Source organism: Streptomyces sp. NPDC013187 (assembly GCF_042899705.1).
GTDB classification, from domain to species: Bacteria; Actinomycetota; Actinomycetes; order Streptomycetales; family Streptomycetaceae; genus Streptomyces; species Streptomyces hawaiiensis_A.
On the sequence record NZ_JBIBAF010000002.1, the window covers coordinates 376,481 to 399,815 of the forward strand.

General features: G+C 71.9%; 19 protein-coding genes and 2 pseudogenes. 12 read left to right on the forward strand and 9 right to left on the reverse strand.

The genetic code is table 11. The annotated features are described in order from the left end of the window. Positions 1-134: 134 nt before the first annotated feature. The 3 genes from ACFY5B_RS04835 (at position 135) to ACFY5B_RS04845 (ending at position 4,100) form a co-directional block, all read left to right on the forward strand. Positions 135-2,564, forward strand: a complete 2,430-nt coding sequence (locus ACFY5B_RS04835) for a glycosyltransferase family 39 protein (RefSeq protein WP_389964542.1) — start codon at positions 135-137, stop codon at positions 2,562-2,564. 80 nt (positions 2,565-2,644) lie between these two features. Next, the gene (locus ACFY5B_RS04840) at positions 2,645-3,298 is read left to right on the forward strand and encodes a hypothetical protein (protein ID WP_389964545.1); all 654 of its coding nucleotides are present in this window, start codon (positions 2,645-2,647) and stop codon (positions 3,296-3,298) included. 178 nt (positions 3,299-3,476) lie between these two features. Further along, positions 3,477-4,100: a hypothetical protein gene (locus tag ACFY5B_RS04845; protein ID WP_389964548.1), complete on the forward strand. Its 624-nt coding sequence runs from the start codon at positions 3,477-3,479 to the stop codon at positions 4,098-4,100. A 26-nt stretch (positions 4,101-4,126) separates the two neighbouring features. Here the strand turns inward: ACFY5B_RS04845 and ACFY5B_RS04850 are convergent. Continuing rightward, positions 4,127-4,354 (reverse strand): annotated as a pseudogene (locus ACFY5B_RS04850) (thiamine pyrophosphate-binding protein); the annotation flags it as partial. A gap of 173 nt (positions 4,355-4,527) precedes the next feature. On the opposite strand from ACFY5B_RS04850, the gene ACFY5B_RS04855 reads away from it, so the two are divergent. Then, entirely contained in the window at positions 4,528-5,334 is an 807-nt protein-coding gene (locus ACFY5B_RS04855) for an endonuclease I family protein (RefSeq protein ID WP_389964551.1), read from the forward strand. Between the two features lie 38 nt (positions 5,335-5,372). Here the strand turns inward: ACFY5B_RS04855 and ACFY5B_RS04860 are convergent, their stop codons facing one another. The 4 genes and pseudogenes from ACFY5B_RS04860 to ACFY5B_RS04875 all read right to left on the reverse strand — a co-directional run. Beyond that, positions 5,373-5,582, reverse strand: a complete 210-nt coding sequence (locus tag ACFY5B_RS04860) for a M48 family metallopeptidase (RefSeq protein ID WP_389964553.1) — start codon at positions 5,580-5,582, stop codon at positions 5,373-5,375. 70 nt (positions 5,583-5,652) lie between these two features. Further along, positions 5,653-7,344, reverse strand: a complete 1,692-nt coding sequence (locus ACFY5B_RS04865; protein WP_389964556.1) for a thiamine pyrophosphate-binding protein — start codon at positions 7,342-7,344, stop codon at positions 5,653-5,655. Then, positions 7,341-8,321 (reverse strand): agmatinase, encoded by a 981-nt coding sequence (gene speB, locus ACFY5B_RS04870; protein ID WP_030838119.1) that lies wholly within the window; start codon positions 8,319-8,321, stop codon positions 7,341-7,343. The genes ACFY5B_RS04865 and speB overlap by 4 nt, the downstream gene beginning before the upstream one ends. 175 nt (positions 8,322-8,496) lie before the next feature. Next, positions 8,497-8,667, reverse strand: a pseudogene (locus tag ACFY5B_RS04875) (sodium:solute symporter); the annotation flags it as partial. A gap of 122 nt (positions 8,668-8,789) precedes the next feature. Between ACFY5B_RS04875 and ACFY5B_RS04880 the strand changes: the two are divergent. Then, positions 8,790-10,271, forward strand: coding sequence for a PucR family transcriptional regulator ligand-binding domain-containing protein (locus ACFY5B_RS04880; protein WP_389964560.1), 1,482 nt, complete (start codon positions 8,790-8,792; stop codon positions 10,269-10,271). 110 nt (positions 10,272-10,381) lie between these two features. Further along, positions 10,382-11,170: a phosphatase gene (locus ACFY5B_RS04885; RefSeq protein ID WP_389964563.1), complete on the forward strand. Its 789-nt coding sequence runs from the start codon at positions 10,382-10,384 to the stop codon at positions 11,168-11,170. Here ACFY5B_RS04885 and ACFY5B_RS04890 read toward each other — a convergent pair. The 4 genes from ACFY5B_RS04890 to ACFY5B_RS04905 all read right to left on the reverse strand — a co-directional run bounded on the left by ACFY5B_RS04890 (position 11,163) and on the right by ACFY5B_RS04905 (position 15,200). Then, on the reverse strand, positions 11,163-12,044 hold the full coding sequence (locus ACFY5B_RS04890; protein ID WP_389964566.1) for an acyl-CoA thioesterase: 882 nt from the start codon (positions 12,042-12,044) through the stop codon (positions 11,163-11,165). The two genes, ACFY5B_RS04885 and ACFY5B_RS04890, sit on opposite strands and share 8 nt — an antisense overlap. A 35-nt stretch (positions 12,045-12,079) precedes the next feature. Then, positions 12,080-13,237, reverse strand: coding sequence for an acyl-CoA dehydrogenase family protein (locus ACFY5B_RS04895; protein WP_033313900.1), 1,158 nt, complete (start codon positions 13,235-13,237; stop codon positions 12,080-12,082). Positions 13,238-13,394: 157 nt separating this feature from the next. After that, the gene (locus ACFY5B_RS04900) at positions 13,395-14,525 is read right to left on the reverse strand and encodes a hypothetical protein (protein ID WP_389964570.1); all 1,131 of its coding nucleotides are present in this window, start codon (positions 14,523-14,525) and stop codon (positions 13,395-13,397) included. Between the two features lie 60 nt (positions 14,526-14,585). Further along, on the reverse strand, positions 14,586-15,200 hold the full coding sequence (locus ACFY5B_RS04905; RefSeq protein WP_389964573.1) for a TetR/AcrR family transcriptional regulator: 615 nt from the start codon (positions 15,198-15,200) through the stop codon (positions 14,586-14,588). An 87-nt stretch (positions 15,201-15,287) separates the two neighbouring features. Here ACFY5B_RS04905 and ACFY5B_RS04910 point away from each other — a divergent pair, with 87 nt between their 5' ends. The 6 genes from ACFY5B_RS04910 to ACFY5B_RS04935 all read left to right on the forward strand — a co-directional run bounded on the left by ACFY5B_RS04910 (position 15,288) and on the right by ACFY5B_RS04935 (position 23,292). Continuing rightward, complete coding sequence (locus ACFY5B_RS04910; RefSeq protein ID WP_389964576.1) at positions 15,288-16,904, forward strand: carboxyl transferase domain-containing protein; 1,617 nt, start codon at positions 15,288-15,290, stop codon at positions 16,902-16,904. A 14-nt stretch (positions 16,905-16,918) separates the two neighbouring features. After that, positions 16,919-18,835, forward strand: coding sequence for a biotin carboxylase N-terminal domain-containing protein (locus ACFY5B_RS04915; protein WP_389964579.1), 1,917 nt, complete (start codon positions 16,919-16,921; stop codon positions 18,833-18,835). Beyond that, complete coding sequence (locus tag ACFY5B_RS04920) at positions 18,832-19,782, forward strand: hydroxymethylglutaryl-CoA lyase (protein WP_389964581.1); 951 nt, start codon at positions 18,832-18,834, stop codon at positions 19,780-19,782. Before ACFY5B_RS04915 ends, ACFY5B_RS04920 begins: the two co-directional genes overlap by 4 nt. Before the next feature lie 5 nt (positions 19,783-19,787). After that, positions 19,788-20,948: an acyl-CoA dehydrogenase family protein gene (locus ACFY5B_RS04925; RefSeq protein ID WP_389964584.1), complete on the forward strand. Its 1,161-nt coding sequence runs from the start codon at positions 19,788-19,790 to the stop codon at positions 20,946-20,948. Positions 20,949-21,274: 326 nt separating this feature from the next. After that, the gene (locus ACFY5B_RS04930) at positions 21,275-22,318 is read left to right on the forward strand and encodes an ABC transporter substrate-binding protein (protein ID WP_389964587.1); all 1,044 of its coding nucleotides are present in this window, start codon (positions 21,275-21,277) and stop codon (positions 22,316-22,318) included. A 119-nt stretch (positions 22,319-22,437) separates the two neighbouring features. Next, positions 22,438-23,292 carry a siderophore-interacting protein gene (locus tag ACFY5B_RS04935; protein WP_389964590.1) on the forward strand — a complete coding sequence of 285 codons (855 nt, stop codon included), beginning with the start codon at positions 22,438-22,440 and terminating at the stop codon, positions 23,290-23,292. Positions 23,293-23,335: the final 43 nt, after the last annotated feature.

Consider the following 23,335-nt stretch of genomic DNA (forward strand, 5'->3'; position numbering starts at 1 on the left):
ACTCGCGGACACGGTCGAAAGGTTGCATGGACGGCGAGAGCTTGTACGAGTCGTTATCGGGAGCCACCCGGATTCACAGGCGGCGGCCAGGTTCGGCACAGCGGCCTCCCACCGGAGCTCCCCACCATGCTGGGGTGACCTCTGCCACCGAACCCCAGCTCCGAGCCGCCGAGTCCCCGCCGGCCCCGCCGGACGCCGCCCCCGCGCCGCGTTGGTCCCTCCCCGCGCTGCTCGCGATCCTCGCCCTGGCGGCGGTGCTGTACTCCTGGAACCTGTCCGGATCCGGCCTCAACAGCTTCTACAGCGCCGCCGTACTGAGCGGCACCGAGAGCTGGAAGGCCTGGTTCTTCGGCTCGTTGGACGCCGGGAACTTCCTCACCGTCGACAAGCCGCCGCTCGCGCTGATGGTCATGGGCCTGTCCTGCCGGGTCTTCGGCTACGGCACCTGGCAGATGATGGCACCGATGATCGTGGCCGCGCTGGCCACCATCTGGATCCTGCACTCCGGTGTGAAGCGGGTGTTCGGGCACGCGGCGGCAGCCGTCGCGGCACTCGTCCTGGCCCTGACCCCGATCACGGTCGCCATCAACCGGGACAACAACCCCGACACCCTGCTCGTGTTCCTGATGGTGGCCGGTGCGGCTCTCGCCCTGCGTGCGACGCGCGACGGCCGGCTGCTGCCGCTGCTCGGCTCGGCGGCCTGCTTCGGGCTCGCCTTCAACACCAAGATGCTGCAGGGGTACATCGCGCTGCCCGCCGTGTTCGTGGTCCATCTCTACGCGGCGAGGCCGGCGGTGGTGAAGCGGATCGTGAACCTGTGCCTCGCCGCGGTGGTGCTGGCCGTCTCCAGCTTCTGGTGGGCCGCGGCCGTGTCGCTGGTCCCCGCATCGGAGCGGCCGTACATCGGTGGCTCGACTGACGGCACCGCCTGGAATCTGATCATGGGCTACAACGGCCTCGGCCGGATCCTCGGCGGCGAGGGCAACGGCGGGGGCGGCGGGGGCGGCGGCTTCTCCGGCACCGCGGGTCTCGGCAGGATGTTCAACGACATCCTCGGCGGTCAGATCTCCTGGCTGATCCCCTTCGCGGGCATCGCGTTCGTCGGCGGCCTGGTGCTGTGCGGCCGCGCCCCGCGCACGGACCCCACCCGGGCCGCGCTCCTGCTCTGGGGCGGCTGGACCCTGCTGCACTACCTGACCTTCGCCCTGGCCGAGGGCACCATGCACCCGTACTACACGACCGCACTCGCCCCGGGCATCGCGGCGCTGTGCGGAGGGGGCGGGGTGCTGCTGCTGCGGGCGTTCCGGTCCGACCGGCGGTGGGTGTGGGTGCTGCCGCTCGCCCTGGGTGTCACGGCCCTCTGGGCGGCGGTGCTGCTGCGGCGCGCCTCCGGCTGGAACACCTGGCTGTGGCCGGCCGTACTCGTCGTGATGGCGCTGGCCGTGGTCGGCCTGTTCGTGTTCCGTTCCGGCGCCCCGGGACTGCGGCCGCGGCTGCTGGCGGTGTCGGTCACGGCCGCGGTCGTCGCGGCGGTGGCGGGCCCGGCCGCGTACGCCTGGTCGGTGCCCTCGTCGGGGGCGGGCGGCGGCATGGGCGGTACGAACCCGACGGCAGGACCGACCACGGGCAGCGGCTTCGGCGGGCCCGGGGGCGGGGGCGGCCGGGGCTTCCCGGGCGGTGCCGGTGGCGGGGAGCTGCCGGGCGGCGGCGCCCGGCAGGGTGGCGATGCCCAGGCCGGTGGCGGCTTCCCCGGTGAGGGCTTCCCCGATGGCGGAATTCCGTCGGGCGGGACGCCGTCGGGCGGGACGCCGTCGGGCGGGACGCCGTCGGGCGGGACGCCGTCGGGCGGGACGCCGTCGGGCGGGACGCCGTCGGGTGGGACGCCGTCGGGTGGGACGCCGTCGGGTGGGACGCCGTCGGGTGGGCAGAGCGGGCAGGCGCCCGAAGGGGCGGGCGGCTCCGGCGACACGCCCCCGGCCGGCACGGGCTCCGGCAGCGGTGGTGGCATGGGCCGGGGCGGCATGGGGGGCGGCGGCGCGAGCAGCGAGCTGATCGCATACCTGAAGAAGCACCAGGACGGCGCCGAGTGGCTGCTGGCGGTGCCGAGTTCGCAGAGTGCCGCCCAGCTCATCCTGAGCAGCGGGGAGCCCGTCATCTCCATGTGGGGCTGGTCCGGCAGCGACAAGGCGATGACGCTCGCCAAGCTCAAGGAGCTGGTGAAGAAGGGCGAACTGCACTATGTCCAGCTCGGCGGTGGCATGGGCGGCGGCCCGGGTGGGAGCTCCACCGTCGGCTCCGAGGTCACGGCGTGGGTGCAGAAGCACGGCACGGCGGTGAAGGAGAGCGACTACAGCACCGGCACGAGTGGGGACCCGGCCTCCGGCGCCGGCTCCGACTCCGGCTCGGGCTCGGGCTCCGACTCCGACTCCGACTCCGGCTCCGGCTCCGGCTCCTCGTCAGGCACCGGCTCCTCGTCAATGTCCAACTCCGGAATGTCCAACTCCGGCTCGTCGTCAGGGTCCGGGTCGGCCGTCTACCGTCTCGACCCGTCCGACGTCGGCTGATCCGCCATAACCCAGCATGATCGAACGGCCCCCGACTTCTCGGTCCGGGGCCGTTCCCCCGTCCCCGATCATGGAGGCCGGTGTCCGGCGAACGGGTGAAGGGAAACGCAGCGGTGGGCTACTGCCTGGAGATGAGCACCGGCGACATGAGAACGGTGGTGCGGCTGCTCACGGCGGTGGAGCGGACCGCGCAGCAGGAGCGCACGCTCGCCCGGGTGCGCACGGAGTGCGAGCGGACCGACGCCCGCTTCCGGGAGCAGGGCATCGCCCTGGACGTCTCCATCAGCCGGGCCCTGGACGAGCTGATCGACGGCACCCCGAGCACCGACCTCTGTCCGGCGTACAGCTACGCCTTCTACCAGGCCGTGGCGGCGCACTTCTCCGACCCGACCGACCTCGGCACCTGGCGCCGACCGGCCTGGTTCCACGCCATGGACGACGAACTGGCCCGGCACGGCGTACCGTCCGACCTGCTCCCGGGCACGTTCCTGTTCAGCGGTCCGCCGCTGCGGCTGCCGCACCCCGGCGACGCGGTGCCCGCGATCGGCACCCTGCCGGCCCGGCGGGCCGCCGCCCTGGCCGATGCCTACGGGCGCGTGCTCGATCGCCTCGACCCCGAATTCCGTGGTCCGGCCCGCCGGTTCGCCGAGGCTCTGCGCTTCGAGGCGGAGGAGTGGGAGGGGGCGCGGCAGCTCGGGACGAACCCTGACACCCTGCTCTTCTGGTTCCACTGACCTCTGCCGGAACTCTTGACGCCGCCTTTCCCGCCGGAATACTTGCGGTCGGCAGCGCGCCAACTGCCGCGTCTTTCGAGGGCTTTGAGTGAACGGCGGCGCCGCTTGTCCGAGATCCCGAACGTCGTGCGAAGTTTCGCAAACTTCGTGACGACCACCCCCACAGGAGGATCCGCACATGAGACCACGCAAGGCACTCGTGAGTCCGGGCAAGGCACTCGTCGCCGCCCTCACCGCCGCATTGCTGGCGGGCCCCGGCGTCGCCCAGGCCGCGACTCCCCAGGCTCCGCCGGCCCCTGCCCGGGAACGCGCCGCGGCGGCCACCATCACCTGGTCCCTGGTCCGCGCGAGCAACCCCACCGAGGACCAGCGCTCGGCCTACGACCTCATCACGAAGGCCATGAACGCGGCGGTGGCCCGCTACAACAACCTCAGCGACCTGGGCAAGACCCTCACCGTCCGCTACGAACCGGGCGTCCCCACCGCAGACGGCAACATCAACGGCACGATCCGCTTCGGCAGCAACCGCAGCTACATGAGCGAGCGGACGGCCCTGCACGAGATCGCCCACACCATCGGCGTGGGGACCAGCTCGGGCTGGTCCCGCCTGGGCGGCAGCGGCACCTGGACCGGCGGCCAGGCCACCGCGCTGGTCAAGCAGTACGACGGCTCGGGCGCCAAGATCTCCACCGGCGGCGGCCACTTCTGGCCCTACGGCCTGAACTACGACAACGAGTGGTCGGGCACGGCGGCCGACCGCCATGTCCGCATCGTCGCCGCGATGGTCCGCGACGGGCTGTAGCCGAGCAGGCGGGGCTCGGCCGGCGCTCATCCCAGGTGCGTCGGCACGAACATCCGCACACGGCCGGGGCAGGACCACCGACGGCACGTGCGCCTGGAGTGCCTTCGCCAGGTCCTGCTCCAGGCTCTCCGGGGTCGTCCGGACCCCGGAGACGCCGCAGGACTTCGAAGGACGACGCAGTCCGGCCGGGTCAGCTCCGTCGCGGTCGCCTCACCGAAAGCGTCGTTCATGTACTCGCCGCCCACACCTGCGCCGAGTGCATGCGGTTGGGGCGGGGACTGTTTTTGGTAAGTCAACTCGCGTAGAAGACGCTCGACTTGTCGGTTTCCGTCATCTGATTGCCATGTCGGATTCATTTACACGGCAGCATGTTCATGTCACTCTCCCGATTGCCGCCTCCGATCAACCCGCGTAGATGGGACCCCACATGCTGGCGACAAGACGGATACGCCGATGGAAGCCCGCGGCTCTGGCCACGGCCGCCGCCCTGGCCGGCCTCACCGCGTCCACCCTGACCGCTACCCCAGCCGCGGCCACGACGACCGCGTACGACACGACGTACTACAAGAACGCGGTCGGTAAAACGGGCCCCGGTCTCAAGTCCTCCCTGCACACCATCATCAGCAGCCAGACGAAGATCTCGTACTCCGCGGTCTGGAACGCCCTCAAGGTCACCGACCAGGACCCGAACAACAGCAACAACGTGATCCTGCTGTACAGCGGCGCCTCGCGCAGCAAGTCCCTCAACGGCGGTGACCTCGGCGACTGGAACCGCGAGCACACGTGGGCCAAGTCCCACGGCGACTTCGGCGAGGTGACCGGCCCCGGCACCGACCTGCACCACCTGCGCCCGGCGGACGTGCAGGTCAACAGCATCCGCGGCAACAAGGACTTCGACAACGGCGGCAGCGCGGTCAGCGGCGGGGGCGGCAGCCTCACGGACTCCGACTCCTTCGAGCCGCGCGACGCCGACAAGGGCGACGTGGCCCGCATGATCCTGTACATGGCCGTGCGCTACGACGGCGGCGACGGCTTCGCCGACCTCGAGCCGAACGAGAAGGTCGACAACGGCAGCAACCCCTACATGGGCAAGCTCTCCGTCCTCAAGCACTGGAACGAGCAGGACCCGCCGAGCGCCTTCGAGGAGAAGCGCAACCAGGCCATCTACGACACCTACCAGCACAACCGCAACCCGTTCATCGACCACCCGGAGTGGGTCGAGGCGATCTGGTAGCGACTACCGTGACTGAACTCCCTTCCTATGGGGGGAGTTCAGCCCGGCCCACCGAACATGCCCATCCAGAGCCGCCGCTCCGGCTCGTCGAGGTCCGGCCGCCGCTCTTCGTGCTCGGGCAGCCCGGTCCGCAGCAGCCGCCAGAAGTCCTCCCGGTGCCCGGACACCTTCACGAGGGCCAGTTCATGGGCGATGACGTAGTCGACCAGGTGCATGGGCAGCCGGAAGAGCGGCCGCCCGGGACTCATCAGACCTCGGCGCTCGACCCGGTCTGCGGCAGCCGGTACGAAAGGTCGTCGCGCGCAGCCGATCGGGTGATCAGTCCGCTCCCAGGTGCGTCGGCGCGAACATCCGCAGCACCGCCGGGAGCAGGACCACCGAGGGCCCGGGCGCCGCAAGCGCCTTGGCGAGGTCCTGCTCCAGGTTCTCCGGGGTCGTCCGGGCCCCGGGGACGCCGAAGGACTCCGCCAGGGCCACGTAGTCGGGCCGGGTCAGTTCCGTCGCCGTCGCCTCGCCGAACGCGTCATGCATGTATTCGCGCAGGATGCCGTAGCCGCCGTCGTCGACGATCAGCCAGGTGACGTTCAGGTCGTACTGGCGGGCCGTGGCCAGCTCGGCGATGGAGTACAGGGCCCCGCCGTCACCGGAGACGGCGAGGACCGGGCGGGTCGGGTCGGCCGCCGCCGCCCCGAGTGCGGCGGGGAAGGCGTAGCCGAGGCCGCCGGCGCCCTGCGCGGAGTGCATGTGGTTGGGGCCCTTGGCGTCGAAGGCCGACCAGGCCCAGTACGCGAGGATCGTCATGTCCCAGAAGGACGGGGAGCTCGCGGGGAGCGCCCTGCGGACGGACGCCAGCACGTCCTGCTCCAGGGTGAGTTCCTGGGCGGCGATGCGCTCGGCGACCTTGGCGAGCACCTCCCGGACCCGGTCGGCGGCCATCGCGTCCTCGCGGTCCGGCACGGTCTCCAGCAGCGCCTGCAACGCCAGCCGCGCGTCCGCGTGGATGCCCAGCGCGGGGTGGTTCGACTCCAGCTTGCCGAGGTCCGCCTCGATCTGGATGATCCGGCCGCGCGGTGTGAACGTGTGGTAGTTCGAGGAGAGTTCGCCGAGCCCCGAGCCGACGACCAGGAGGACGTCGGCGTCCTCCAGGAAGTCCGTGGTGTGCCGGTCCTCGATCCAGGACTGGAGCGACAGCGGGTGCGTCCAGGGGAAGGCGCCCTTGCCGCCGGGCGTGGTGACGACCGGCGCCCGGAGCCGCTCCGCCAGCTGCTTCAGCTTGCCGGAGGCGTCCGCCCGGACCACTCCCCCGCCCGCGATGATCGCCGGACGGACGGCCTTGGACAGCAGGTCGGCGGCCACGGCGGTCAGTTCGGGGCGCGGCGGCAGCTCCTCGGGGAAGGCGTCCCCGCCGGTCACGACGGGGATCGCCGTCTCGGCGAGCAGCACGTCCTGCGGGATCTCCACCCAGACCGGTCCGTGCGGGGCGCTCAGCGCCGACGTCCAGGCCGCCTCGATCGCGGAGGGGATCTGCGACTGGGTGCGGACGGTGTGCACGGACTTCACCACACCCCGGAACGAGGCGGCCTGGTCCGGCAGTTCGTGGAGGTAGCCGTGCCGGCCGCCGCCGAGACCCGCGGTCGGGACCTGGCTGCTGATCGCCAGCACGGGCGCGGAGGCCGCCGCCGCCTCCTGGAGAGCGGCCAGGGAGGTCAGGGCACCCGGCCCCGTCGACAGCAGCAGCGGCGCGGCCTCACCGGTGATCCGGCCGTACGCGTCCGCCGCGAACCCGGCGTTGTTCTCCACCCGCAGGCCGATGTACCTGAGGTCCGAGCGGCGCAGCGCGTCGAACACGCCGAGGGCGTGCTGGCCGGGCAGCCCGAAGACGGTCGTCGTGCCCAGCCCGGCCAGCGTCTCCACGACCAGGTCTCCGCCCGTGCGGCCGGGAGGAGGGTTCAGGGCGGCCTCCGTCTGGGCGGGCGTCGGGCGGAGCACCAGGTCGTGGTCGTGGGTCACTTGGCTTCCGAGTCCTTCCGGGCCGCGGCGATCTGGCGGGACATGATCGTGGTCAGTTCGTACGCCGTGTGGGACGCGGCCACCGACGTGATCTCCGCGTGATCGTACGCGGGGGCCACCTCGACCACGTCCGCGGAGACCAGGTTGCAGGAGGCCAGCCCGCGCAGGATCTCCAGCAGTTCGCGGGAGGTCATGCCGCCGGCCTCGGGGGTGCCGGTGCCGGGGGCGTGGGCCGGGTCGAGGCAGTCGATGTCGATGGAGATGTACAGCGGGCGGTCGCCGATGCGCTGGCGGAGCTGGTCGGCGACCTCGTCGGCGCCGCGCCGGTAGACGTCGGCCGAGGTGACGATGCCGAAGCCCATCTTCTCGTCGTCGGTGAGGTCCTGCTTGCCGTAGAGCGGGCCGCGGGTGCCGACGTGGGACAGGGCGGAGGTGTCGAGGATGCCCTCCTCGACCGCGCGGCGGAACGGGGTGCCGTGCGTGTACTCGGCGCCGAAGTAGGTGTCCCAGGTGTCGAGATGGGCGTCGAAGTGCAGCAGGGCGACCGGGCCGTGCTTCTTCGCGACCGAGCGCAGCAGGGGCAGCGCGATGGTGTGGTCGCCGCCGAGGGTCATCAGGCGGGCGCCGGTGCCGAGCAGGTCGTCGGCGGCGGCCTCGACGGTCTCGACGGCCTCGTTGATGTTGAACGGGTTCACGGCGATGTCGCCGCCGTCCGCGACCTGGGCGAGGGCGAACGGGGAGGCGTCCTGCGCCGGGTTGTACGGGCGCAGCAGCCGGGACGCCTCACGGATCGCGTTGCCGCCGAAGCGGGCGCCCGGCCGGTACGAGACGCCCGAGTCGAACGGCACGCCCACGACCGCGACGTCGGCCCGGCCGACCTCGTCGAGCCGGGGCAGCCGAGCGAAGGTCGCCGGTCCCGCGTACCGGGGAACGCGGGAGGAGTCGACGGGCCCGCGCGGAGTCTCGTTGCTGCTCATGAAGAAATGCCTTCTTTCCTACGCTTCATCGCGTATGTACTGCTTGCCCTATGACTTTACCGGGGTGCCGGGACGGGTTCGGACGCGAGTTCGGGAGACCGCCCGGCGAGCCGCTCGCGCCAGGCGGTGAGGACGGCGGCGTCGGTGGCGGGGGTGGCCGTCAGCACGACGACCGCGACTGCCCGCGGAGGACGATCGCCGCCATGGTGCCGGAGTACAGGGACGGGCCGAGGCGGCGGCCGGCCGCGAGGAACTCGCTCTTGGAGCGGGCGCGGCGCATGCCCCACCGGCCCATCGCCGGCATGCCGACCAGGTACACGACCATGACGGTGCAGTCGACGGCCACGGGGCCTCCTTCGATCGGTGTCGCCGGCGGGTGACGAGGACTGACCTTAGGTGGCCGGAGAGCGACTGCGAAGTGTACGTTTCATCCATTCGAGCCGGTACTGGATGGAGGGAACGCACACCATGCCGGATCCGGCGGTTCCGCCCACTCCCCCCGTCCCGCTGACCGCGCTGCTGGCCCGCGAGGATCTGGGCCTGCGGCAGGTCGCGGGACCGTCCGCGGAGGGTGTCGTCGTCCACTGGGTGCACACCTCGGAGATGGCGGACCCGTATCCCTATCTGCTGGGCGGGGAGCTGCTGCTCAGCGCCGGCGTGCACATCCCGGAGGCGGCGGACTCGGGGGCCTCCTACTTCGACGACTACGTGTCCCGGATCGTGGCTGCGGGCGGCGCGGCCCTCGGATTCGGGGTCGCGCCGGTGCACGACGCCGTGCCGGAGGCACTGGTCGCGGCCTGCGTCTCGCACGGCCTGCCGCTGCTGGAGGTGCCGCCCCGGACCACCTTCTCGGGAGTGGCCCGGGCGGTCTGGCAGCTGATGGCCCAGGCCCGCCTGGCCGAGCTCCGCCATGTCACCGAGGCCCAGCAGAGCCTCGCCGCCGCCGCGTCCCGCCCCGACCCGGTCCCGTCGGTGCTCCGGCAGCTGGCGCAGCGGCTCGGCGGGTGGGCGGTGCTGTACGGCCCGGAGGGCACGGAGATCGGGCGGGCGGGGCGGGAGCCGGGCGGCGAGGTGCGCGGGGCGCTCACACGGCTGGCGGAGGTGGTACGGCCGGCCGGCGACCCGGGTGAACGCCCCGCCCCCGCCTCCGCGACCGACGCCGTCGCAGGCAGCCACCTCGCCGCCTACGCCCTCGGCGCCGGACACGGTTTCGTGCTCGGGGTGGCCGAGCCCGAACGGGCGGCCGGGGACCACACCATCGCCTCCGCCGCCGCCGTCCTGCTGTCGCTGCTCACCGGCGAGCAGCAGAGCGGCACAGGGGCCGCCCGGTCCTCCGCTCTGGTACGGCTGCTGCTGGGAGCGCCGCCCGAGGAGGTCGCCGCGCTGCTCGGTGACGGGCCGTGGACCGTCGTGCACGCCCGCCCGGACGGTGACGGCGCCCCCGAGCCCCTCGCGGCCTCCGCTCTGGGCGCCGCGCTCGGCTCCGCCCTGGTCGACCCGTCGGGCGACGTCGTGCGCGTCCTGGTCCCGGCCGGCCGGGCACCGGCCCCGCTGCCGGGCTGGACGCTGGGCGTCAGCGCCGCCGTCGCCCCGCACGACTGGCCCACCGCCGACACGCAGGCGGCTCGCGCCCTGGCCCGGGCCCGTGCCACCCGCTCCCCGCTGCTCCGGCACGGCCCGCGTCCCGCCCTGGCCGACCTCGTCCCGTCCGGCGAGGCGGCGGCCCACGCCCACGCCCTCCTCGCCCCCGTCGCGGCCCACCCCGCGCTGACCGAGACCCTGCGCACCTGGCTGTCCCTGCACGGCAGCTGGGACCGTACGGCCGTCGCCCTGTCCGTGCACCGCAACACCGTGCGGCAGCGCATCGCCCGCTGCGCGACGCTGCTGGAGACGGACCTGGACGATCCGGACGTCCGGATGGACCTCTGGTTCGCGCTGCGGCGGATCTGAGGGGCGAGCGGATCTGAGTACGTGAGCGGTGTCCCTCTGAGTACGTGACGCACGTCCCAGCGCTCGATACGCCAGGGACGCCCCCCGTCGGCTGCCTCACAATGGATGCCATGCCGATATCCGGGACACCCAGCCGCGCCGAACTCGTCGAACACCTCGTCAGGACGCGCATCGCGGGCGACGTCGCCACCCCTCGCGAGAACAACCTCTCCCACTACCGCAAGCTGGCGAACAGCGACCGCCATTACTGGCTCGGGCTGGAACTCGGTGACCGCTGGAGCGACGAGCAGGACGTCCTCGCGGTGATGGCGGAGCGGGTCGGTGTGAACGACGACCCCGAATACCGGTACGGCCAGGACACCATCGACCCGGAGCTGACCGTCGACGGTCTGGAGCGGATGGCCGGGCGGCTGCGCAAGGCGGCGGACGGGCAGCAGCGCGTCCTCTTCGCCACCGGCCACCCCGGCGGCCTCCTCGACGTGCACCGCGCGACCGCGTCCGCGCTGCGCGCGGCGGGCTGCGAGATCGTCGTCATCCCGGACGGGCTGACGACGGAGGAGGGTTACGTCATGCAGTTCGCGGACGTGGCGGTCCTGGAGCACGGCGCCACCCTGTGGCACACCCACTCGGGCGAACCGATGAAGGCGATCCTGACGGCCCTGGAGCGCGGGGGACGCCCGCTGCCCGACCTGGTGGTCGCCGACCACGGCTGGGCCGGCTACGCGGGACAGCACGGCGTGGACTCCGTCGGCTACGCCGACTGCAACGACCCGGCCCTCTTCATCGCCGAGGCCGAGGGCACCGTGCAGGTGACGGTCCCCCTCGACGACCACGTGATCAGCCCCCGCCACTACGACCCGATGACGGCGTACCTGCTGGCGGAGGCGGGCCTCAGCTAGGGTCCGGCTCGCGCGGGACGCGGACCACGCCCTCCTGGATCACGGTGATGGCCAGCCGCCCGTCCTGCGTGTAGATCCGCGCCTGCCCCAGTCCCCGGCCGCCGTACGCGGACGGGGACTCCTGGTCGTACAGCAGCCACTCGTCGGCGCGGAAGGGCCGGTGGAACCACATCGCGTGGTCGAGCGAGGCCCCGACGACATCCCCGACGGCCCAGCCGCCGCGTCCGTGCGCGAGCAGCACGGAGTCGAGCAGCGTCATGTCGGAGACGTAGGTGGCGAGGACGACGTGCAGCAGGGGATCGTCCGCGAGCTTGCCGTTGGTGCGGAACCACACCTGCGAGTGCGGCTCGCGCGGCTCGCCGAACCGGCCGTAGGGCGGCTCGTCGACGTAGCGGAGATCGACCGCGGCCCGGGCCTCGAGGAACTTCTCGACCACGACGGGGTCGAGATGCCCGTACCCGCGCAGCCGCTCCTCGCCGGTCGGGAGGGTGACGGGGTCGGGCGAGGCGGGCATCGGCTCCTGGTGATCCAGCCCGTCCTCGTGCACCTGGAACGATGCCGAGAGATGAAAGATCGGCTTGCCGTGCTGGACGGCGACCACCCGGCGGGTGGTGAAGGAGCGGCCGTCGCGGATCCGGTCGACCGTGTAGACGATGGGCGCGCCGGGGTCGCCGGGGCGCAGGAAGTACGCGTGCAGCGAGTGCGCGGGCCGGTCCTCTGGGACCGTGCGCCCGGCGGCGACGAGCGCCTGGGCCGCGACCTGCCCGCCGAAGACCCTGGGGACGACGGCGGACCGGGACCGGCCGCGGAAGATGTCCTCCTCGATCTGCTCCAGGTCGAGCAGATCGAGGAGGCCCTGAAGTGCATTGCTCATGGCAACTGTTGTACCGGCCAATGACTACGGTCGGCTTACAGGCCCATGTCCTTGGCGATGATCGTCTTCATGATCTCGCTGGTGCCGCCGTAGATGCGGTTGACGCGGTTGTCCGCGTACAGGCGGGCGATCGGGTACTCGTTCATGAAGCCGTAGCCGCCGTGCAGCTGGAGGCAGCGGTCGATGACGCGGTGGGCGACCTCGGTGCAGAACAGCTTCGCGGAGGCGGCCTCGGCGGGGGTGAGCTCACCGGCGTCCAGGGCCTCGGTCGCGCGGTCGGCGACGGCCTCGGCGGCGTCCACCTCGGCCTGGCAGGCGGCCAGCTCGAACTTGGTGTTCTGGAAGGACGCGACCGTCTTGCCGAAGACGGTGCGGTCCTGGACGTACTGCTTGGCGAACCGCACGGCGGCCTTGGCCTGGGCGTAGGCGCCGAAGGCGATGCCCCAGCGCTCGGAGGCCAGGTTGTGGCCGAGGTAGTAGAAGCCCTTGTTCTCCTCGCCGAGGAGGTCCTCGACGGGCACCTTGACGTCGACGAACGCCAGCTCGGCGGTGTCGGAGGTCTTCAGGCCGAGCTTGTCGAGCTTGCGGCCGACGGAGTAGCCCTCGGACTTGGTGTCCACGGCGAAGAGGGAGATGCCGTGGCGGCGGTCCTCGGCGGTCGGGGCGGCGGTGCGGGCGCAGACGATCATGCGGTCGGCGTGGACACCGCCGGTGATGAAGGTCTTGGCGCCGTTGAGGACGTAGTGGGTGCCGTCCTCGCTGAGCTTGGCGGTGGACTTCATGCCCGCGAGGTCGGAACCGGTGCCCGGCTCCGTCATCGCGATGGCCCACATCTCCTCGCCGGAGACGAACTTCGGCAGGAAGCGCTTCTTCTGCTCGTCGGTGGCGAGCATCTTGATGTAAGGCAGGGCGAGCAGCACGTGCACGCCGGAACCGCCGAAGGCGACGCCCGCGCGAGCGGTCTCCTCGTACAGGACGGCCTCGAACTTGTGGCTGTCCAGGCCCGCGCCGCCGAACTCCTCGGGCACGTTGATGCCGAAGATGCCCAGCTCACCGAGCTTGTAGTAGAAGTCGCGGGGCGCCTGGCCCGCCGCGAACCACTCGTCGTACACCGGTACGACCTCGGCCTCGATGAAGGCGCGAAGGGTCTCCCGGAACGCCTCGTGATCCTCGTTGAACACCGTACGGCGCACGCCGCCACCTCCAGGACTCCGCATGTCTAAGCGCTTGCTCAGCCAAAGATACCGGCCAGTATTGAGACGCGTCCAGGGTGAGGCCGGGGTGGGCGGGGTAACACTCGTCACGCTGACGGGTCATCCCGTACGGCGAGCCGGTGGTGGGACCGAGCGGTCAGGACGCCGGAGCCATCGCCGGTATGAGGTACAGCTGCCACGGCGAGTACGACTGCACGTGGTACAGGCCCGGCCCCGGCAGCACACCCTGCACCTCGCTGGTCCCCTTGCCGCTCAGCAGGCGCGCCGTGGACGAGAGGTCCTCGCCGAGTGCCTCCACCGCGAAGGGACCGCCGCCCTGATGGCTGAAGAGGAGCTCCCCGGGCCCACCCTCGTAACGGAAGACGTACGACCCGGTGGCCTGCAGGCTGCGCTCGACGACCCGTACACGGTCCGGTGACTGGAGCCACAGCCGCCACGATCCCGACGACTCCACTCGCACGCGGACGCGCCGGGCGCCGTCGGCGGGTACGGGCGTCACCACCCGCTCCACCCTCCGCTCGATCAGCGCACGCCGGCCCGCCGCACCGTCGAGGTACGCCTGGCCCGCACCGTCGCGGAACATGCGCAGGACCAGGAGCACCGGCTCGGCCGAGTCGGTGCGCAGCAGCTCCACTTCACGCGTGCCGCTGCCGCCGGCCCGCCGGGTGTCGGGGGTGTCGGGCGGCCACTCCTTGTACAGCAGCCACTTGGGCGTGGGCCCGGCCGAGGTGCGTCCCGGCCCGCCTGATGCCGGGGCGGCAGGACCCGGACGGGGCGCGAGCCGTGGGGCCGGCGCCGCGGCAGGCTGCGGCGTGGAGCCCGTGGTGATGGGCGGCTGCCCTTCCCGGATCCGTACGGCGTCCGCCGCGCAGACCGGGACCGTCCGGGCCGCGCCGCCGGGGGGCGCCCAGTCGACCTCCGCCGTGGAGGGCCCGTGCCTCGGATCGAAGAAGCACGGCAGCCTGCGCTCCGGCAGCGCCCGGCCCTCCGACCGGGCCACGGCGCAGGCGAGTGCGTACCGTCCGTCGTCCAGGGCCCGGAGAACGTCCGCGGCGTCCTCGCGGTCACGGTCCCCGACGAAGTCGCGCTTCGCCCGGTCGTACGCGTCCAGAGCACGCTGGAAGTCGGCGAGAACGGCGCCGTCGGCCTCTTCCCCGCGGGGCACGAACTGGAACCGGGCAAGCGCCTCACCGAAGTCGGTGATCTCCGCTTCGATGTCCGCCAGTTCCTCGGCGCGCCTGCGCCGGAAGAACCGCAGAAAGCCCAAACGCCCCTCACGACCCACCTGTCGCGCACCCCCCTGGGCATTCATGCCGACGCGCGCATCCTAGCCCGCACCCTGGGTACCCGCCGCGGCGAACGCCCCCCGGGCCATCCGGTGCAACAGCTCGGCCGTGGCCCCCCGCCCGGGGAGCGACCCGCCCCTCCCCAGATGCGGCGTCGAGTTCAGCAGCCCGAACACCGAGTGCACAGCGGACCGGGCCGCGGGCTCCCCGAGCCCCGGGTACACCTCCCGAACGACCCCGACCCACAGCTCCACGTACTGCCGCTGCAGCTGCCGCACCATCTTCCGGTCGCTGTCCCGGAGGCGATCCAGCTCCCGGTCGTGCAGGGTGATCAGAGGCCGGTCATCGAGCGCGAAGTCGATGTGCCCCTCGATCAGCGAGTCGAGGACCACGTCCGCCCGCGCACCCCCGTCCGCCTCCGCGTCCGCCAGCCTCCGCTTCGCCCCCGTCAGCAACTGCCCACTGATCCCCACGAGCAGCTCCGCGAGCATCGCGTCCTTGCCCGCGAAGTGCCGGTACAGCCCGGGCCCGCTGATCCCGACCGCGGCACCTATCTCGTCGACTCCGACCCCATGGAAGCCCCGCTCGGCGAACAGCCGCGCGGCCTCCTTGAGGATCTGCTCACGGCGGGTGGGGGCGTCGGTTCTGGTGGCCATGAAATCAATTCTAGACAGGGAGGTTAGCGGTCGTTAACCTGAAGGAAATGCGTTAACGCTCATTAACAAGGTGAGGGGACCCGCAGGATGCACGAGGCACCGGAGCTCACGAGCGCGGCAGACCCCGCGTCGGAGGCCTTTCGGGCCAACGAGGAGGCGCACCACGCCCTCGTCGAGGAGCTGCGCACCAAGCTCGCCACCGCCGCACAGGGCGGCGGCGAGAAGGCCCGCGCGCGCCACACCGCGCGCGGCAAGCTGCTCCCCCGCGACCGCGTCGACACCCTCCTCGACCCGGGCTCGCCGTTCCTGGAGCTGGCCCCGCTCGCGGCCGACGGGATGTACGAGGGCCAGGCCCCGGCCGCCGGCGTCATCGCCGGCATCGGCCGGGTCAGCGGCCGCGAGACGGTGGTCATCGCCAACGACGCCACGGTCAAGGGCGGCACCTACTACCCGATGACCGTGAAGAAGCACCTCCGCGCCCAGGAGGTCGCCCTCGACAACCGCCTCCCCTGTGTCTACCTGGTGGACTCCGGCGGCGCCTTCCTGCCCATGCAGGACGAGGTCTTCCCCGACCGGGACCACTTCGGCCGCATCTTCTACAACCAGGCCCGTATGTCCGGCGCCGGCATCCCCCAGATCGCCGCCGTCCTCGGCTCGTGCACGGCCGGCGGGGCGTACGTCCCGGCGATGAGCGACGAGGCGGTGATCGTCCGCGACCAGGGCACGATCTTCCTGGGGGGCCCGCCCCTGGTTAAGGCGGCCACGGGCGAGGTCGTCACGGCGGAGGAGCTGGGCGGCGGCGAGGTCCACTCCCGCGTCTCGGGTGTCACGGACCACCTCGCGGAGAACGACGCGCACGCCCTGCGCATCGTCCGCACGATCGTCTCCACCCTCCCCGCCCGCGGGGCCCTCCCCTGGGAGGTCACGGAGGCGACGGAACCCAAGGTCGACCCGCACGGCCTCTACGGCGCGGTCCCGGTCGACTCCCGCACCCCCTACGACGTCCGCGAGATCATCGCCCGGGTCGTCGACGGCTCCCGCTTCGCCGAGTTCAAGTCCGAGTTCGGACAGACCCTGGTCACCGGCTTCGCCCGGATCCACGGCCACCCGGTGGGCATCGTCGCCAACAACGGCATCCTGTTCTCCGAGTCCGCCCAGAAGGGCGCCCACTTCATCGAGCTGTGCGACCAGCGCGGCATCCCCCTCGTCTTCCTCCAGAACATCTCCGGCTTCATGGTCGGCAAGGACTACGAGGCGGGCGGCATCGCCAAGCACGGCGCCAAGATGGTCACGGCGGTGGCGTGCACGCGCGTGCCGAAGCTGACGGTCGTGGTCGGCGGCTCGTACGGCGCGGGCAACTACTCCATGTGCGGCAGGGCGTACTCCCCCCGCTTCCTGTGGATGTGGCCGAACGCCAAGATCTCGGTGATGGGCGGCGAGCAGGCCGCCTCGGTCCTCGCGACCGTCAAACGGGACCAACTGGAGGGCCGCGGCGAGTCCTGGCCCGCGGAGGACGAGGACGCCTTCAAGGCCCCGATCCGCGCCCAGTACGAGCGCCAGGGCAACGCCTACTACGCGTCGGCCCGCCTCTGGGACGACGGTGTCATCGACCCGATGGACACCCGTCAGGTCCTGGGCCTGGCCCTGACCGCCTGCGCCAACGCGCCCCTGGGTGACCCCCAGTTCGGCGTCTTCCGGATGTGAGGGGACGGACGACGATGTTCGAGACAGTTCTGGTGGCCAACCGCGGCGAGATCGCCGTACGGGTGATCCGTACGCTGCGGTCGATGGGCGTGCGCTCGGTGGCCGTCTTCTCCGACGCGGACGCCGACGCCCGGCACGTCCGCGAGGCGGACACGGCGGTCCGGATCGGCCCGGCCCCGGCGTCGATGAGCTACCTGTCGGCGGAGCGCCTGCTGGAGGCGGCGGCCCGCACGGGCGCCCAGGCCGTCCACCCCGGCTACGGCTTCCTCGCCGAGAACGCCGCCTTCGCACGCGCCTGCGCCGAGGCCGGCCTGGCCTTCATCGGCCCCCCGGCGGACGCGATCGCGCTGATGGGCGACAAGATCCGCGCCAAGGAGACGGTCCGTGAGGCCGGGGTACCGGTCGTGCCCGGCGGACGCGACCCGGACCTGGCCGACGCGGCCCGCGAGCTGGGCGCGCCGGTGCTGCTGAAGCCCAGCGCGGGCGGCGGCGGCAAGGGCATGCGACTGGTGCGTGACCTCACCCGGCTGGAGGAGGAGATCGCCTCGGCCCGCCGCGAGGCCCGGGCCTCCTTCGGCGACGACACGCTCCTCGTCGAGCGCTGGATCGACCGCCCCCGCCACATCGAGATCCAGGTCCTGGCCGACGGCCACGGGAACGTGGTCCACCTCGGCGAGCGCGAGTGCTCCCTCCAGCGCCGCCACCAGAAGATCATCGAGGAGGCGCCGAGCGTGCTCCTCGACGAGGAGACGCGCGCCGCGATGGGTGAGGCGGCGGTCCAGGCGGCCCGCTCCTGCGGTTACCGGGGCGCGGGCACGGTGGAGTTCATCGTCCCCGGCAACGACCCCTCGTCGTACTACTTCATGGAGATGAACACCCGCCTCCAGGTGGAGCACCCGGTCACGGAGCTGATCACGGGCCTCGACCTGGTCGAGTGGCAGCTGCGCGTGGCGGCCGGCGAGCCCCTCGGCTTCACCCAGACGGACGTACGGCTGACCGGTCACGCCGTGGAGGCCCGCATCTGCGCCGAGGACCCGGCCCGCGGCTTCCTCCCCTCCGGCGGCACGGTGCTGAGGCTGCGCGAGCCGCAGGGCGACGGCGTCCGCACCGACTCGGGCCTCACCGAGGGCACGGAGGTCGGCAGCCTCTACGACCCGATGCTCTCCAAGGTCATCGCCTACGGCCCCGACCGTGCGACGGCCCTGCGCAAGCTCCGGGCGGCCCTGGCGGAGACGGTCACGCTCGGCGTGCAGACGAACGCCGGGTTCCTGCGCCGTCTGCTCGCCCACCCGTCGGTCGTCTCCGGCGACATGGACACGGGCCTGGTCGAGCGCGAGGTCGAGGGACTGGTCCCCACGGACGTACCGGAGGAGGTGTACGAGGCGGCGGCGGCCGTACGCCTGGAGGCCCTGAAGCCGGAGCAGGGCGGCTGGACGGACCCGTTCTCGGTGCCGAGCGGCTGGCGCCTGGGCGGTGAACCGAAGCCGGCCGCCTTCCACCTGCGGGTGCAGGAAGCCCTGGAGCACACCCCGCGCGGCACCGCCACCGTCACCGACGACCGGGTCGTCGTGACACTCGACGGCGTCCGCCACACTTTCCACCGCGCCGCCGACTGGCTCGGCCGCGACGGCGACGCCTGGCACGTGCGCGACCACGACCCGGTCGCCGCGTCCCTCACCCGCGCCGCCCACGGGGGCGCCGACTCGCTGACCGCGCCGATGCCCGGCACGGTGACGGTGGTGAAGGTCGCGGTCGGTGACGAGGTGAGCGCCGGTCAGAGCCTGCTGGTGGTGGAGGCGATGAAGATGGAGCACGTCATCTCCGCGCCGCACGCCGGAAAGGTCACCGAACTGGACGTGGCACCCGGCACCACGGTCGCCATGGACCAGGTGCTGGCGGTCATCGCACCGCACGAGGAGGCGGCGGAATGACAGTCCCAGGACTTCCGATGGTCGTCCCGAGCAGGGACCTGCCCACCCGGGTCCGCATCCACGAGGTCGGCGCCCGGGACGGCCTGCAGAACGAGAAGGCGACGGTCCCCACGGAGGTCAAGGCGCGGTTCATCCACCGCCTGGCCGACGCCGGCCTGACGACGATCGAGGCGACGAGCTTCGTCCATCCGAAATGGGTCCCCCAGCTGGCGGACGCGGAGCGGCTGTTCCCGCTGGTCGCCGACCTGCCCGTCGCGCTCCCGGTCCTCGTCCCGAACGAGCGCGGCCTGGACCGCGCACTGGCGCTGGGCGCCCGCCGGGTGGCCGTCTTCGCCAGCGCCACGGAGTCCTTCGCCAAGGCCAACCTCAACCGCACGGTGGACGAGGCGCTGGCGATGTTCGAGCCGGTGGTGGCCCGCGCGAAGGCCGATTCGGTCCACGTCCGCGGCTACCTCTCCATGTGCTTCGGCGACCCCTGGGAGGGCGGGGTCCCGGTCCCCCAGGTGGTGCGGGTCTGCCGCGCCCTGCTGGACATGGGCTGCGACGAGCTGAGCCTGGGCGACACGATCGGCGTGGCGACCCCCGGTCACGTCGTCGCGCTCCTCGCGGCCCTGGACGAGGCGGGCGTCGCCCCGTCCGCCCTCGGCGTCCACTTCCACGACACCTACGGCCAGGCCCTCGCCAACACCCTGGCGGCGCTCCAGCAGGGCGTCACGACGATCGACGCCTCCGCGGGCGGCCTGGGCGGCTGCCCGTACGCCAAGTCCGCGACCGGCAACCTCGCCACCGAAGACCTCGTGTGGATGCTGCGGGGCCTCGGCATCGACACCGGTATCGACCTCGGCCGCCTCGTCGCCACGAGCGCGTGGATGGCCGCCCACCTGGGCCGACCCAGCCCGTCCCGCACCGTCCGAGCCCTGTCCCACGAGGACACCGAGGAGCACTGATCACCATGGACTACCGTCTCTCCCCCGAGCTGGAGGAACTCCGCCGTACGGTCGAGGAGTTCGCGCACGAGGTGGTGGCGCCGAAGATCGGCGACTTCTACGAGCGGCACGAGTTCCCGTACGAGATCGTCCGCGAGATGGGCCGCATGGGCCTGTTCGGCCTGCCGTTCCCCGAGGAGTACGGCGGCATGGGCGGTGACTACCTGGCCCTCGGCGTGGCCCTGGAGGAACTGGCGCGGGTCGACTCCTCGATCGCCATCACCCTGGAGGCCGGCGTCTCGCTGGGCGCGATGCCGCTCCACCTCTACGGCACCGAGGCGCAGAAGCGGGAGTGGCTCCCCCGCCTGTGCTCGGGCGAAGTCCTGGGAGCGTTCGGCCTGACGGAGCCGGACGGCGGCAGCGACGCGGGCGCGACCCGCACGACGGCCCGCCTCGACTCCGCCACGAACGAGTGGGTGATCAACGGCACGAAGTGCTTCATCACCAACTCGGGCACGGACATCACGGGCCTGGTGACGGTCACGGCGGTCACGGGCCGCAAGCCCGACGGCAGGCCGCAGATCTCCTCGATCATCGTCCCCTCGGGCACCCCCGGCTTCACGGTCGCGGCCCCGTACTCCAAGGTCGGCTGGAACGCCTCGGACACCCGGGAGTTGTCCTTCACGGACGTCCGGGTCCCGGCGGAGAACCTCCTGGGCGAGGAGGGCCGCGGCTACGCCCAGTTCCTGCGCATCCTCGACGAGGGCAGGATCGCGATCGCGGCCCTGGCGACGGGCCTGGCACAGGGCTGCGTGGACGAGTCGGTCAAGTACGCCAAGGAACGCCACGCCTTCGGCAAGCCGATCGCCGCCAACCAGGCCATCCAGTTCAAGATCGCGGACATGGAGATGAAGGCCCACACGGCCCGCCTTGCCTGGCGCGACGCGGCGGCCCGCCTGGTGTCCGGCGCCTCCTTCAAGAAGGAGGCTGCCCTGGCGAAACTCCACTCGTCCACGGTCGCGGTCGACAACGCCCGAGAGGCCACCCAGATCCACGGCGGCTACGGCTTCATGAACGAATACCCGGTCGCCCGCATGTGGCGCGACTCCAAGATCCTCGAAATCGGCGAGGGCACGAGCGAGGTCCAGCGCATGCTGATCGCGCGGGAGTTGGGGCTGGTGGGCTGATACAGCACCGCCTACCGCTGAAGCCCCGCCGGCTGCACGCCGGTGGGGCTTTACAGCGCGGTCAAGCCATCTGACCTGACCGAGAAGACAGCTCTGGCCCGAGCCGTGACCGGCCGTTTCACGTCGCAGGAGACGCACCGGGCGGAACCGCGGCCCCCTGGTGACTCGGATCACTGCGCGCCTTCGCATCCTCGCCCCCACCCCCGGGCACACACCTCCCGACCCCTGGACAAGATCTCAGGTTAGGCTAACCTAAGGTCGATCTCAGCCACGGGGTTGTCGGCCATGCCCGCAGTGGCTCCGTACGCACGAAAGCAGACCCAGTCATGTCGAACGCCAGAACCGCCCGTTTCTCCCGCCGCGGCCTGCTCGCCGCCGGTGGTGCTCTCGGGCTCGGCGCCCTCGTGACCGCGTGTGGCAGTGAGGACTCCAAGGACGGCGACCAGGACGCGAAGGGCGCCGCCAAGTCCGGCCCCTGGTCCTTCAAGGACGACCGCGGCAAGACCGTGAGCCTTGACCACGTCCCCACGAAGATCGTCGCGTTCACCGGCGTCGCCGCCGCCCTGTACGACTACGGCATCGACGTCAAGGGCGTCTTCGGCCCGACCAAGACCAAGGACGGCAAGGCCGATGTCCAGGCCGGCGACATGGACGTCAGCAAGCTGACCGTCTTCGGCAACCAGTTCGACCAGTTCAACGTCGAGCAGTACGCGGCCTTCCAGCCCGAGGTGCTCATCACCACCACCTTCGACGACGCCGGCACCCTCTGGTACGTCCCGGAGGCGTCCAAGGACAAGATCGCCAAGCTCGCCCCGAGCGTGGCCGTCTCGGTCTTCGACCGGCAGATGCCGAAGCCGCTGCAGCGCATGGCCGAACTCGCCGAGTCGCTCGGCGCCGACCTGAAGTCCGCGAAGGTCGTCGAGGCGAAGAAGCGTTTCGAGGCCGCCTCCGAGCGACTGCGCAAGGCCGCCAAGTCCCGCCCCGAGATCAAGGTGCTGGCCGGCTCCGCCTCGGACGCCATCTTCTACGTCTCGGGCTCCAACTTCTCCATCGACCTGGAGTACTTCAAGGCCCTCGGCGTGAACCTCGTCGAGCCCCCGAAGAAGGCCATGGAGGCCAACGGCGGCTGGTTCGAGAACCTCAGCTGGGAGAACGTCGACAAGTACCCGGCCGACATCATCATGATGGACGACCGCGCCTCGACCATCCAGCCGGCCGACATCACCGAGGCGACCTGGAAGAAGCTCCCCGCGGTCAAGGCCGGCCAGGTCATCGCGCGTTCGCCCGAGCCGATCCTGTCGTACGACAAGTGCACGCCTCTGGTCGAGAACCTCGCCAAGGCGATCGAGAGTGCGAAGAAGGTCGCCTGACGCCTTCCGCGGGAGGCGCGTGAGCAGTAGTGGCGCGTGCGGGCCCGTTGTGACCGCGCGCGCCCTTCCCGCGCCCCTCAGGCCTCCACCCCCTGCCTGAAGACTCATCAGGAGCCCCCATGACCACCGCCGTAGCCGCCCCGTTCCGCTTCTTCTCCCTCCAGGTCCTGCGGACGAGACGGCTCGGGCCCTCCCTGGTCCGTGTCACCTTCGGGGGCCCCGATCTGCACGCCTTCCACTCCGACGGGCGTGACCAGTCCCTGTCGCTGTTCCTGCCGCACCCCGGGCAGCCCGAGCCGGTCGTCCCGCTCGAACTCGGGGACGGCTGGTGGCAGGGCTGGCGTGAACTCCCGGACGACGTACGGGCCGTGATGCGCTCCTACACCCTGCGCGACCTGCGCCGGGACCCGGACGAGATCGACATCGACTTCGCCCTGCACGGCATCGGGCCGGACGCCTCCGTCCAGGCCGGCCCGGCCTCCCGCTGGGCCGCCCGCGCCTGCGCCGGGGACCGGGTCCTGCTGCTCGGCCCGGCCATCGCCGACAACCGGGCGATCCGCTTCCGGCCGCCCGAGGACACCGACCTCGTCGTCGTCTGGGGCGACGAGACCGCCGTGCCGGCCGCCTCGGCCATCGTCGAGTCGCTGCCGGCCGGTACCCGTGCCCGGGTCTGGCTGGAGGTCCCGCACGCCGGCGACATCCAGGACCTGGCGACCGAGGCCGACGCCGAGATCACCTGGCTGGTCAGGGAGGAGGGGAGCGCCAAGGGGTCCCCCATGGCGCTCGACGCCCTCCGCGACGGTCGACTGCCGTCGGCCGAGCGGCCGTACGTCTGGATCGCCGGCGAGTCCGGGTGCGTGAAGGAGTTGCGCCGGCACTTCGTGCGCGAGCTCGGGATCGACCGCCGCAGGGTGACGTTCGTCGGCTACTGGCGCCGTGGTGTGAGCGAGGAGCAGCTGCGGGCGGAGGCGTAGCCGCAGCTCACCGGCACTGAAGTGACACGAGTGACCACGGTCA